This is a genomic window from Streptobacillus canis, from assembly GCF_009733925.1.
Lineage (GTDB): Bacteria > Fusobacteriota > Fusobacteriia > Fusobacteriales > Leptotrichiaceae > Streptobacillus > Streptobacillus canis.
The window spans coordinates 21,221-35,394 of the sequence record NZ_WOEI01000008.1; the positions used below are offsets into that span (position 1 = coordinate 21,221).

Sequence of the window (14,174 nt, forward strand, 5' to 3'; positions counted from 1 at the left end):
AATATGATATAATTTAAAAGCATAGATTTAAATAAGGGGTATATATTATGAATAAAAAATATGAAGTTTTAGAGTACCATAAAATACTTAATAATTTAATAGATAAATCAAAATTGGAATCTACAAAAGAAAAATATATAGATTTGAAAATTTTCACTGAAAAAAATGAACTAGATAAAGAATTTTCATTATTACAAGATCTTTTAGATTTCTATAAATTTGATGATGGATTCGATTTAAATCAATTATCAAATATAAAAAGGTTTTTAAAACCAATTTCAATTTTTGGTAATTATTTAGAATCAGAAGATTTAGATGAATTAAGAAAAAATTTAGTTACATATAGAATTTCAAAATCAAGAGCTAAAAATGTAAGAGATAAATATAAACAAATATGGAATATATTTAAAGATTTAAATGACTTAAAGGATGTAGAAAATTTTATTGATGAAGTTGTAGATGATAGTGGAAGTATTAAAGATAATGCAAGTTTAACATTAGTAGATATAAGAAAACAAAAAGCTATTATTTTTAATAATATAAAAGAAAAATTTGATGCATTAATAAATAATAAAGATACACAAAGAGCAATACAGGATAAAATAATTACTAAAAGGAATGAAAGATATGTTATTGCAATTAAAACAGACTTCAAAGGATTAGTAAGGGGTATAGAGCACGATAGATCTTCAACTGGCTCAACTTCTTTTATTGAACCATTAAATGTAGTTTCATTAAATAATAAATTAAGAGAATATGAAGCAAGAGAAAAAGAAGAAATTAGAAAAATTTTACTTAGATTAACAGAAATATTAAGAGGTAAACTAGATGATTTAAATGTAATTTCGGATGTATTAGAAAAATTAGACTTTTTAAATGCAAAAGTTGAATATGCATTAGAAACAAAATCTAATATTCCTAAAATTGTAAATCATACTAAAATACATTTAGAAGATGCTAGGCATCCTTTTATAGATCAAAATAAAGTAGTACCTTTAACTTTTGATTTAGATGAAAATGATAAAGTTATGTTGATAACTGGACCAAATACAGGAGGTAAAACAGTAACATTAAAAGTTGCTGGTTTATTTACATTGATGGCTTTATCTGGTCTTGCAATACCTGCAAGTGATAAATCTATTATTGGAATGTTTGATAATGTTTTATCTGATATAGGAGATGAACAAAGTATAGAACAAAGTTTATCATCTTTTTCATCACATGTTAAATCAATATCTGAAATATTAAATGAAGCTACTTCAAAATCTTTAATACTTTTAGATGAATTAGGTTCTGGAACAGATCCTAGTGAAGGAGCAGCCTTTGCAATGGCGATAATAGATCATATTTTAGAAAGAAAAATAAAAGCTTTAATTACAACACATTATAGCCAAGTAAAAGCACATGCATACACACATCAAGGTATAAAATCTGCTTCTATGGAGTTTAATGCAGAAACATTATCACCTACATATAGACTATTAGTTGGTATACCTGGTGAGTCGAATGCATTAATTATTGCTTCAAAATATGGAATTAGCAAAGAAATAATTGAAAATGCTAAATCATATATAAGTGAAGATAATAAAGAAGTTGACAAAATGCTTGCTTCAATCAAGGAACAAAATGATACATTGGAAGCAATGAATCTTGAAGTTGAAAAATTAAAACAAGAGCTTGCAGATGAAAAAGCTAATTATGAAAATAGGGTTGCAGAGTTTGAAAAAGAGAAGAACAATGTATTAAGAGATGCATATAAAAAAGCTGAAGACTATATTAAAGACATGCAAAATAAAGCAAAAGCTTTAGTAGATAAAATAAATTCTGATAATGTTAAAAAAGAAGAAGCAAAAACTCTTCAAAAAAATATGAATATGATAAGACAATATATTGAAGATAGTAAAAAAGAAAATGTTGTTGAAAAGAAATATACAAAATCAGATATAAATTTTGAAGTAAATGAAGAGGTATTAATTAAAACACTTAATCAAGTTGGAAAAGTTTTAAGAATTATTCCAGAAAAAAATTCACTACAGGTTCAAGCAGGTATTTTAAAAATTACTGTTGCTATTGAAGATGTGGCAAAAATTCCTAAGAAAAAATCACCACGTACTACAAATGTTGTAAATGCGAAAGTAACGCAAGTAAAGGGTGAAATTGATGTTAGAGGAAAAATTGCTGAGGAAGCAATATTAGAAATCGAAACATACTTTAATAGAGCGATATTGAATGGATTTACAACAGTAGCTATAATTCATGGTAAAGGTACTATGGTACTTAGAAAAAAAATACATGATTATTTAAAAAAATCAGTATATGTAAGTGAATTTAAAGACGGTCATCCTAGTGAGGGTGGACTTGGAATTACAATTGTAACTTTAAAGTAGAGGGGTAATTATGAAAATATATAATAGTTTGAATAATAGGTTAGAAGAATTTGTACCAATTAATAAAAATAAAGTTGGGATTTATGTATGTGGTCCTACTGTATATAATTATATTCATTTTGGTAATTCTAGACCTGTTATTGTTTTTGATACTCTTGCCAGACATTTTATAAATCAGGGGTATGAAGTAGAATTTGTACAAAATTTTACAGATATTGATGATAAAATAATTAAAAAAAGTGTAGAAGAAAAACTATCATTTGATGAAATATCTTCTAAGTATATTAATGCATTTATGGAAGATATTTCTAAATTAAATATATTAGAAACTGTGAAAAGACCAAGAGTTAGTGAATATATACCACAGATAATAAATATGATAGAAACATTAATAAAAAATGGATATGCATATATATCAAATGGCGATGTTTTATTTAGAGTAAATAAATATTCAGAATATGGTAAATTATCTAATCAAAGATTAGATGATTTAACAGTTGGTGTAAGAATAGATAAAAATGATGATAAAGAAAATCCTTTAGATTTTGTACTTTGGAAAAAGAAAAAAGAAAATGAGCCTTATTGGGAATCACCTTTTTCACAAGGTAGACCAGGATGGCATATTGAATGTTCAGTAATGAGTAGAGAGTTTTTAGGTGATGATTTTGATATACATGCTGGAGGAATTGATTTATTATTCCCTCATCATGAAAATGAAAGAGCACAAAGTGTATGTTTCTGTAATGAGAAATCTAAATTTGTAAAATATTGGATGCATAATGGTTTTTTAGAAATAAATGGTGAAAAAATGAGTAAATCTTTAGGTAATTTTATTACATTGAGAGAAGTTTTATCAAATTATTCAGGTGATGTAGTTAGATTCTTTATGTTATCAACTCATTATAGAAAACCAATAAATTATTCAAATGAAAATTTAGAAATATCTAAAAAAACATTGGATTCTATAATTGAAACAATTGAAAGATATAAAGGGTTACAAGGGGGAACAAATAATTCTAATTCTGAAATAATTAAAGAAATAGAGTTATTCGAAAAAGAATTTAATGATGCACTTAATGATGATCTAAATACACCACTTGCAATATCATGTATACATGATTTAATTAAAAAGACAAATATACAATTAAACATTTCTAATTTTAAAGAAATTGAACAAGTAGTAAATATTTTAGAAAAATATATTATTAATGTATTGGGGATAAAAATGGAAAAAAATATAAATGATGAATTAAGTGAAAAATTAATAGAATTATTAAATATAATTAGAGATGAAGCTAGAGCAAATAAAAATTATGTTCTTTCAGATATGATACGTGATGAATTATTAAAACTTGGAATTAAAACAGCTGATAGAAAGGTAAAATAGATGTTTAAGAAAAATTTTATAAAAAGAATAATTAGATCTCTTAGAATTAATAAGAGTATATCTATAGATTTAGGTACAGCAAATATTCTTATATATGATAAACAAGAAGATAAAATTGTGCTTAATGAGCCATCAGTTTTGGCTAGAGACAAAAAAACTGGTAAGGTTATTGCAGTAGGTAAAGATGCAAGAGAAATGTTAGGAAAGACTCCTGATAGTATAGAAGCAATTAAACCATTAAAAGATGGAGTAATAGCCGATTTAGATGCAACTCGTGAAATGCTTTCACACTTTATGTATAAAATTTATGGTAGTTCAATTTTTAAACCTGAAGTAATGATATGTGTTCCATTAGAAGTGACACCAGTTGAAAGAAAAGCATTATTTGATTCAGTAAGTGGTGCTAAAAAAATATATATTATTGAAGAAGGAAGAGCAGCAATTATTGGTTCTGGAATTGATATTTCAAAACCTGCAGGAAATATGGTTATAGATATTGGTGGAGGTTCAACAGATGTTGCTATACTATCGTTAGATGAAGTTATTGCTTCAAAATCTATAAGAGTTGCTGGAAATAAATTTGATGAAGACATTGTTAGGTATGTTAGAAATAAATATAACTTGTTAATAGGTGATAGAACTGCTGAAAAGATTAAAAAAGAATTAGGAACAGCTTTATATGAAAAAGAGCCTAGAGTAATGACTATAAAAGGTAGACAACTAGAAATTCAAACGCCTGTTTCTTTAGAAATTAATTCTAATGAAGTTTATGAAGCTATTAAATCATCACTTTATGCCATAATTAATGCTACAAAAGAAGTTTTAGAAAAATCGCCACCTGAATTAGCAGCAGATATTTTAGATAACGGTATTGTTATGACAGGAGGAGGTTCTATGATAAAAGATTTTACAACTTTAGTTGAACAAGAAGTAAAAGTTAAGGTATATTTATCAGAACATCCTTTAGATTCTGTTGTATTAGGTGGAGGAAAAGCATTTGATAATAAGAATTTATTGAAGACTTTACAGATGAGAGAGAACTAATATGAATCTATTTGAAAATGAAGTATTAAACTTGAAAAAAAGTGCAACTTTTATGCTCTTTGCAGACAATAGAATCTCGTTGTTTGAAAAAGCAAAAGAATTTGCAACATTATTAATAAATGAATCAAATAAAGAGATACTGACTCATCCTGATGTTAGATATTATAATGAATTAAAAATAGATGATGTTAGAGATATAATCATAACATCTGTTGAGAGTCCTTATATTTCAGATAAAAAAATATATATAATTGATTCTATTGAAAATACAAAAAAAGAACCTTTAAATGCTTTATTAAAAGTAATTGAAGAACCTCCTAAGAATGTATATTTCATATTATTAACAAGAAGATTAGAAATATTAGAAACAATAAAATCTAGATCAATAATTTTAAATTTAAACTTGAATATTGATACAAAATTAATTGAAGATAATTTTTTTATGTTTAATTTGCTTGAGAACAATCTAGATTATTTAAATATTTATTTAGAAAATAAAGATAAAATAGATTTAGATTTGTATAAGGTAGATAACTTTGATAAAGTAATTAATTCAATAAAAAATTTTTTTGATGAAATAAATATATTCACGCTACTCTCATATCAAAATGCAATAGAGTATTTAGTAAAAGAAATTAGATTTAAAAAGGAAATAGAAGTAATTAAATTTAAAGACGAATTATTGTCGATTTTATTAGTATACAATGATAATAAAAAGAGTAGAGAAAGAGTAAAAACTTTCTTTCAAACATCAATTAATAAATATTCTAAATTAAAGAGAATAGAATACCTTGATGAATTAATAGAATATAAGTTAGCAATTAATTCTAATGTTAACTTAAAAGTGTTAGTCTTATTATTTATTATGACTTTATCAAAAAATTAAAGAAAATGGTGACGAAAATGTCTATAGGAATTTTTGACTCGGGTATGGGTGGTGTAACTGTATTGAATCAAATTAGAAAAGAATTTCCTGATGTAGAAATTCATTTTTTTGGAGATACAGCTAGATTACCATATGGAGAAAAAACAAAAGAACAAATAATACAATTTTCAAGTGAAATAGTTGAGTTTTTAAATAATAAAAATGTGGAACTAATAGTAGTTGCTTGTAACACAGCAACTTCACTAGCTCTTGAAGAATTGAAAGAAAAATATGATATAAATATTATTGGAGTAATTGAAGCTGGAGTTAATGGTGCCTTAAAAAATAATACAAAAAATATAGGCTTAATAGCTACTACAGCAACAGTGAACTCACATAAATATAGTGGTACAATTAATGAATTAAACTCTAATATAAAAGTAATAGAAAAAGCATGCCCATTATTTGTACCTATTATAGAAAATGGTAATATTTCTGGAGAAAAAGTAGAAAAATTAATTGAAGAATATGTTGGTGATTTAAATAGTGATATTGATACATTAATTTTAGGATGTACACATTATTCGATTTTAAAAGAATCAATTCATCATAAATATCCTAATTTAAATATTATTGATCCTTCAATTGAAATAGTAAATATTATTAAAAGTAAAAAGTTAATAAAAAATTTACATGAAAACGGAAAAACAACTTTCTATGTATCTGGAGATAAACTACAATTTAAAAACAATTTAAAGAGAATATTCGATATAGAAACAGATAATATTTTCAGAGTAAAAGGAGAAGAATAATGTACGAATATTTTGAAGGTATATTAAGTATTAAAAATTTAAATTATGTTGTAATTGATATAAATGGAGTAGGATACAAAATATATACTTCAATAAAAACATATGATAAGTTAAACTCAATAGGTGAGAAAGATAAACTATTTATTCATACTATAGTTAAAGAAGATGATATATCATTTTTTGGTTTTAAAACAGAATTAGAAAGAAGTATTTTTTTAGAATGTATAGCAATAAATGGTATAGGTGCTAAAAAAGCAATCGCTATTTTATCTAATTTTGAATTTGAAGAATTAGCTGCAATAGCTTCTTCTAAAAACTTTAAAGAATTAGCTAAAGTTCCAGGAATTGGAATGAAAAAAGCGGAGAAAATAATGGTAGATCTTGCTGATAAACTAGAAGGATTAAGTATTACAAGCTCTGCAGCTAGTCAAGATATTTTAGAATTATATAATAAAAAAGAGAATTTAAGATTAGCACTAGAATCTCTAGGATATGAAAAAATAAATGTAAATACATATGTTGAAGATAAAGAAATTAAAGAATTAAGTATGCAAGAATTAATTAAGTTAGCTTTATTAAATATAAATAAAAAGAAAAAGTAGGTGAAAACATGAATTTATCGTGGATATTAATAGTAATTGGAGCAATGATGTGGGGTATAGATGGAGTTTTATTAACACCTCGTTATTTCCAATATGGATTATATAATGTTGTTTTAATCGTTTTTATAGCTCATTTAATACCATTTATATATATGAGTATAACTAAGCCTAAAGATATTAAAGCTGTTAAGAAAATAAAATCTTCAGATTTTTTATATTTCATCTTAATTGCTTTATTCGGAGGTACTATTGGAACACTTTCAATAGTTAAAGCTTTACAACTAAGTGAATTTAATCCATATAGTTTAGTTATATTAATACAAAAATCTCAACCAATTTTTGCAATTTTATCTGCCTATATTTTATTAAAAGAAAAGATAACGCACAAATTTAAAGCAGTCTTTGTAATTTCATTGCTTTCACTATATTTCTTAACTTTTGGACTAAACAGTCCATTCTCTATAGAAATAAAATCAATATATCCTGCAATTTATTCATTAATTGCCGCAATTTCATTTGGTTTATCAACTACATTTAGTAGAAAAGTCGCTATGAAATACAGTGCTAGTTTATCAACTTATGTTAGATTTATGCTAACAACTGTAATCACATTATGTATATTATTATTTAATATGACTCAAACTAAACAAGATTTATTATATTTTATAAGTACTAAAGAAGTTTTAATTCTCGCTTTAGTTATATCAATTTGGGGTATGATTGCAACAAAATTATACTATAGAGGTTTACAAAATACGAAAGCTATTTATTCAACAGTTTCTGAACTTGCGTTTCCACTAACGTCAGTATTTATTGATATGTTTATATTAGGAAATGTTTTAGAACCTGTTAGAATAATTGCTGGATTAATCTTATTAATAAGTATAGTTTATTTAAATGTAAAGAATGAATAAAGGAGTTTAAGATGGAATATATTAAAATAAGGGGTGCAAGAGAACATAATCTTAAAAATATTGATATTGATATACCGAAGAATCAATTTGTTGTAATTACAGGAGTTAGTGGTAGTGGAAAATCATCTCTTGCATTTGAAACAATATATTCAGAAGGTCAAAGAAGATATGTAGAAAGTCTTTCAGCATACGCTAGACAGTTTATAGGTCAAATGAAAAAGCCTGAATTAGATAGTATTGAAGGATTATCACCTGCAATATCTATAGAACAAAAGTCTGTTTCTAAAAATCCTAGATCTACAGTTGGAACTATGACTGAAATATATGATTATATGAGATTATTATGGGGGCATATTGGTAGTGCACACTGTCCTATATGTAAATCATTAGTAAAGAGACAAAGTATTGAAGAAATAACGAATGAAGTTCATTCTAAATGTAAAGATAAAGATAAATTAATATTTTTATCACCAGTAGTAATTGATAAAAAAGGTAGTTTTAAAAATTTATTCATAAATCTTTCAAGACAAGGTTATTTAAGAGTTAGAGTTGATGGTACAATATTAGAATTAGATGATAGTATTGAACTTGATAAAAATAAAAGACATAATATTGAATTAATAACAGATAGAATCGTTTTTAAGGAAGAAAATATATCAAGAATAAATGAAGCTATTGTTAATGCAACGAAATTTTCAGATGGTAATTTAATTGTAAATATTAACGGTGTAGATTATAAATATAGTGAAAATTTTGTTTGTAGTAATCATCCAGATGTATCATTTCCGGAAATAAATCCAAGATTATTTTCTTTTAATGCGCCTTATGGTGCTTGTGAAGAATGCAATGGGTTGGGTTCATCATTAGAAGTTAATATGGATGCGATATTGTTAGATGAAAATTTATCAATAAATGAAGGAGCTTTATCAATAGTAGGTGGAAGTTCTCCAACATCTTGGACATGGAAACTATTTTTAGCCTTTTTAAAAGGTCATAATATTGATCCAGATAAACCGTTTAAAAAATTAACACAAAAAGAAAAAGATGTTATTTTCTACGGCAGTGATAAAGAATATCATTTTTCAATTCATACTAAAGAGTATAATTATGATGGAATGAGAACTTTTGAAGGATTAGTTAATCTTGTAAAAAGAAGACATAAAGAATCTATGAGTGACTCAAATAGAGAAGAAATACAAAATAGATATATGATAGAAATGAATTGTTCAAAGTGTTCCGGTAAAAGATTAAATGATACAGTACTTGCAATTACTATAAATGATAAAAGTATTATAGATGTTACAAATATGAGTATTGTAAATGCTCTAAATTTCTTTGAAAATTTAGTTTTAACTGAAAAAGAAAAACAAATTGCAGAAGAAATATTGAAAGAAATAAAAAGTAGATTATCATTTCTAATAAATGTAGGTCTTGATTATTTATCTCTTGATAGAATGACAAAAACTCTTTCAGGTGGTGAATCACAACGTATAAGACTTGCAACTCAAATTGGTTCAAGACTGACAGGTGTTATTTATGTATTAGATGAACCTAGTATAGGTTTGCATCAAAGAGATAATGATAAACTTTTAAAAACTTTAAAGGATTTAAAAGATATTGGAAATACTTTAATTGTAGTAGAACATGATGAAGATACTATGATAGAATCTGATTATTTAATAGATATTGGCCCTGCAGCAGGAAAATTTGGTGGAGAAATAATAGCATGTGGAAAACCACAAGATGTAATTAAAGAAGGTAAGTCTTTAACTGCTAAATATTTAAATAAAGAAATTGAAATCGAAACACCTAAAAAGCTTAGAAAATCTAAAGAATATTTAAAAATACATAATTGTTGTGGTAATAATCTTAAAAATGTTGATTTAAAAATACCATTAGGAATATTTACAGTTGTTACAGGTGTTAGTGGAAGCGGAAAATCTAGTTTAATTAATCAAACACTATATCCAATTCTGCATAATCATATAAATGAAAAAACTATGTTTCCATTAAAACATGGTAAAGTCGAAGGTATTGAAGAAGTTAATAAGGTAATTAATATAGATCAAAGTCCAATAGGTCGAACTCCAAGATCTAATACAGCAACATACACAAAAATATTTGATGATATTAGAGGTATTTTTGCTGAAACAAATGATGCAAAAGTTAGAGGATTTGATAAAGGAAGATTTTCATTTAATGTTAAAGGTGGAAGATGTGAAACATGTGCAGGGGCAGGTATTAACAAAATTGAAATGAATTTTTTACCTGATGTATATGTAGAATGCGAAATGTGTAAAGGGAAAAGATATAATAGAGAAACTTTAGAAGTAAAATATAAGGGGAAAAATATTTCTGAAGTTCTTGATATGAGTGTTATAGATGCATATGAATTTTTTGAAGCCTTTCCTTCATTGAAGAGAAAACTTCAAACATTAATTGATGTAGGAATGGACTACATCTCATTAGGACAACCTGCAACTACATTATCAGGAGGAGAGGCCCAAAGAATTAAACTAGCATCTGAACTTTCTAAGGTAACAAAAGAGGGTACTATGTATATACTTGATGAACCAACAACAGGTTTACATTTTGAAGATGTAAGAAAATTATTAATTGTTCTTGATAGATTAGTATCGAAAGGTAATAGTGTTGTTGTAATAGAACATAACTTAGATGTTATTAAATGTGCTGATCATATAATTGATATAGGACTTGAAGGTGGAGATAAGGGTGGATATATTGTTGTAGAAGGAACACCAGAAAAAATTATGAAAAATAAAGATTCATATACAGGGGAATTTTTAAAAAGATATTTAATTAAATAGGAGGAAATATGTACATTAATGAAGTTGTAAAGAATTTACAAATATCTATTATCAGACAAATATCAGCTAGAATGCCAGAATTTAAAAATGGTATTAATATGACTATAGGAGAACCTGGTAATGATATACCACGTGAATTAAAAGAATACATGGCAGATATCACTTTAAATCAAAAGATTGGTTATACAAATACAGGTGGTGCAATTGAATATAGAGATGCTGTAGCTAAATATTATAACAAGCTTTATGGATCTAATTATACATGGAAGAATGCTTTAGCAAATGCTGGATCTACAGAAGGAATTTCTTCTTTCTTAAGAACCGTATTACAACCCGGAGATGAAGTTATTATGCCAACTCCTACTTATCCTGGATATGAACCTAATATACTACTTATGGATGCAGTTCCAGTGTTTATTGATTTAAGACATACAGATTTTCAACTAACTGCTGAAATCTTAGAGCAATATATAACACCTAAAACAAAAGTAATCATTCTAACATATCCTAATAACCCAACAGGGACAGTTATGCCTTTAGAAGAAATGGATAAAGTTGCTGAATTATTAAGAAAACACGAAATTTATTTATTAAGTGATGAAATTTATTCAGTAATAGCATTTGATGAATATCATTCTTTTGCTAGATATACTGATTTAATTGATAAAATAGTTGTAATAAACGGATTTTCAAAATCACATTCAATGACAGGGTATAGAGTAGCATATACACTTGGTTCAGAAGAAATTATAAATAATATGAATAAAGTTGGACAATATACAATGACTGGTGTTAATACAGTTGGGCAATTAGGAGCTATTTATGCTTGTGAGCACATCCCAACAAGAGAAGATGTAATTGCTGAAAATAAAGCTAAATTAACTCGTATGATGAATGGATTAAGAGAAATCGGATTTAAAGTAATTGAACCTAAAGGGGCGTTCTACTTATTTGTTGACTATACAATGTTTTCAGATAAAAACTCTCTAGATTTTGCTTTAGATGTTTTAGAGAAAACTGAATTAGGGATAGTTCCAGGTATTTGTTTTAATGTAGAAGGATTCTTTAGATTATCAGTTACACAAAGTGATGAAATTATAGATGAAGCTATAAATAGATTAAAAAAATATGTTGAGAAAGAATGCAAATGAGAAAAAATGATATAGTCAATCTTGAAATTGTAGGTATTGATTTTCCATCTAAACCATATGGTTATTTAAAAAATGATGAAAGAAAATGTTTTGCGAATACAAATGTTGTTCCAGGACAAATAATACAAGCTAGAATTGGTAAGATAAAAAATAATAAGATAGAATTAAGAGATATAGTTGTTTTAGAGAGCAATCAAAATGTTTCTAAACCATTTTGTAATAAATTTAATATTTGTGGAGGTTGTGCTTTTCAATATTTAAATTATGAAGCACAAGCGAATCTAAAAACAAATTTAGTCTATAAATTAATTGATAATACAATTAAAACAAAAAATTATGAAAAATTTCCAGTTGTTACAATGGAAAAAGATAAAGAATATAGAAATAAAATGGAGTTTAGCTTTGGGAATGAATATAAAGATGGTCCAATAATACTTGGATTACATAAAAAAAATTCGTTTCATGACATTGTTAATGTAAATGAATGTCAATTGATGGATGAAAACTTCAGAAAAATAACTAAATATACTAACGATTTTTTTTCTACAAGAAATATAAGTTTCTACCATAGATTAACTCATGTAGGTTTTTTACGTAATTTAGTAATTAGAAAAGGTGAGAAAACAAAAGAAATTGGAGTAAACATAGTTACTACATCACAATCTGAGAATTATGAAATTATAGATGAATATAAAGAAGGATTATTAAATCTTGAATTATCAATGGATTTAAAATCTATAATTCATACTATTAATGATGATAAATCCGATTCTGTTAAGGCAGATAGTGAAAGAATTTTATATGGGAAAAGAGATATTTCAGAAGAATTATTTGGATTAAATTTTAAGATTAGTCCATATTCTTTCTTTCAAACTAATTCATTTGGTGTTGAAAAATTATATCAACAAGTTATCAATAATTTAAAACTAATTACAAAGGAAAATGATAAACCAGTAGTTTTTGATTTATTTAGTGGAACAGGGACTATAGGTCAAATAGTTGCTAAATATTCAAAAGAAGTATACGGAATTGAATTAGTTGAAGAAGCTGTTGTTAAAGCAAATGAAAATGCAAAAGAAAACGGTATTTCAAATGCAAAATTTATCGCAGGAGATGTATTTGAAAAATTAAGAGAGTTTGATGAGGTAAATATAAAGCCTGATATATTAATACTTGATCCACCTAGAAGTGGAGTTGGTGAAAAAACAATATTAAAATTAATAGAATATAATACAGAACATATAATATATGTATCGTGTAACCCAAAAACACTTGCAGAAGATTTAAAAATTTTTGAAGATAATTCATATATCTTAAAAAGAGTAGTCTGTGTTGACATGTTTGGTTATACTCCACATTTAGAAACGGTAGCACTATTGTCCAAACTTGATGTCGATAAGCATATCAGTGTTAAAATTGAGCTGGATGAACTTGATTTGACAAGTGCAGAGAGCAAAGCGACTTATGAGCAAATCAAGGAGTATGTATTGAATAAATTTGGTTTCAAGGTTTCGACACTATATATTGCACAGACAAAAAGAAAATTTGGAATTGAGGTAAAAGAACACTACAATAAATCAAAAAAAGAAAATCAAAGAGTTCCACAGTGTACTCCAGAGAAAGAAGAAGCTATTATGGATGCTCTGAGGCATTTTAAAATGATATAGCAGAAAGGTAGTATGTTCTATGAGATGGATAATAAAAATAATCTTGTTTCCAATCAGCTTATCACTAAGTATCCTCTCGGCATTTTTGACATTTTTACTTGCCATAGGAACAACAATACTGTATTTGTTAATGCTTATGTGTATCCTTGTTGGGGTTGTATCACTATTTCAAAAAGATTTTTCAATAGGTATAGAAGCACTGATAATAGGATTCTTATTAAGTCCATACGGAATACCGATGATTGGAGAGGCAGTCATAGCTTTTTTACAAGGGATTAATAAAGCGATAAAATCAGTTTAAATCAAGAAGTGATAAATTACAATTTACAAGTGAGAATAAAGTTGAACAACGCTGGATCAACGATGCATGACAATCGTTTCACGTAGCTTTAACCTTTATTCGGACGTACAGAGAGCAGACGATATTGTCTTGAAGAATAAAACAAATCAATCTGTAAATCATATTGATAAATCAAAATAAATGATATGATTATTTTAAAATATAAAATGGAAAGGA

At 26.2% G+C, this 14,174-nt stretch carries 11 protein-coding genes; all 11 read left to right on the top strand.

The window, feature by feature from the left end; translation table 11 throughout:
- The first annotated feature begins 47 nt into the window (after positions 1-47).
- The 11 genes from GM111_RS03320 to GM111_RS03370 are packed head-to-tail and all read left to right on the top strand — an operon-like array spanning position 48 to position 13,958.
- Complete coding sequence (locus GM111_RS03320) at positions 48-2,387, top strand: endonuclease MutS2 (RefSeq protein WP_156299462.1); 2,340 nt, start codon at positions 48-50, stop codon at positions 2,385-2,387.
- Positions 2,388-2,394: 7 nt separating this feature from the next.
- The gene (gene cysS, locus GM111_RS03325) at positions 2,395-3,774 is read left to right on the top strand and encodes a cysteine--tRNA ligase (protein WP_197034457.1); all 1,380 of its coding nucleotides are present in this window, start codon (positions 2,395-2,397) and stop codon (positions 3,772-3,774) included.
- A complete protein-coding gene (gene mreB, locus GM111_RS03330) occupies positions 3,775-4,818 on the top strand; it encodes a rod shape-determining protein (protein WP_156299464.1) in 1,044 nt (347 codons plus the stop codon). It abuts the gene before it with no gap.
- Position 4,819: 1 nt separating this feature from the next.
- A complete protein-coding gene (locus tag GM111_RS03335; protein ID WP_156299465.1) occupies positions 4,820-5,704 on the top strand; it encodes a hypothetical protein in 885 nt (294 codons plus the stop codon).
- 17 nt (positions 5,705-5,721) lie between these two features.
- Positions 5,722-6,495, top strand: a complete 774-nt coding sequence (gene murI / locus GM111_RS03340) for a glutamate racemase (RefSeq protein WP_156299466.1) — start codon at positions 5,722-5,724, stop codon at positions 6,493-6,495.
- Complete coding sequence (gene ruvA, locus GM111_RS03345) at positions 6,495-7,097, top strand: Holliday junction branch migration protein RuvA (RefSeq protein WP_156299467.1); 603 nt, start codon at positions 6,495-6,497, stop codon at positions 7,095-7,097. The genes murI and ruvA overlap by 1 nt, the downstream gene beginning before the upstream one ends.
- An 8-nt stretch (positions 7,098-7,105) precedes the next feature.
- Complete coding sequence (locus GM111_RS03350) at positions 7,106-8,011, top strand: DMT family transporter (RefSeq protein ID WP_156299468.1); 906 nt, start codon at positions 7,106-7,108, stop codon at positions 8,009-8,011.
- An 11-nt stretch (positions 8,012-8,022) separates the two neighbouring features.
- Positions 8,023-10,839: an excinuclease ABC subunit UvrA gene (uvrA, locus tag GM111_RS03355; RefSeq protein WP_156299469.1), complete on the top strand. Its 2,817-nt coding sequence runs from the start codon at positions 8,023-8,025 to the stop codon at positions 10,837-10,839.
- Between the two features lie 8 nt (positions 10,840-10,847).
- Positions 10,848-11,990, top strand: a complete 1,143-nt coding sequence (locus GM111_RS03360; RefSeq protein WP_156299470.1) for a pyridoxal phosphate-dependent aminotransferase — start codon at positions 10,848-10,850, stop codon at positions 11,988-11,990.
- Complete coding sequence (gene rlmD / locus GM111_RS03365) at positions 11,987-13,657, top strand: 23S rRNA (uracil(1939)-C(5))-methyltransferase RlmD (protein WP_156299471.1); 1,671 nt, start codon at positions 11,987-11,989, stop codon at positions 13,655-13,657. The genes GM111_RS03360 and rlmD overlap by 4 nt, the downstream gene beginning before the upstream one ends.
- A 19-nt stretch (positions 13,658-13,676) precedes the next feature.
- A complete protein-coding gene (locus GM111_RS03370) occupies positions 13,677-13,958 on the top strand; it encodes a CD1845 family protein (RefSeq protein ID WP_156299472.1) in 282 nt (93 codons plus the stop codon).
- The last annotated feature ends 216 nt before the right edge of the window (positions 13,959-14,174 follow it).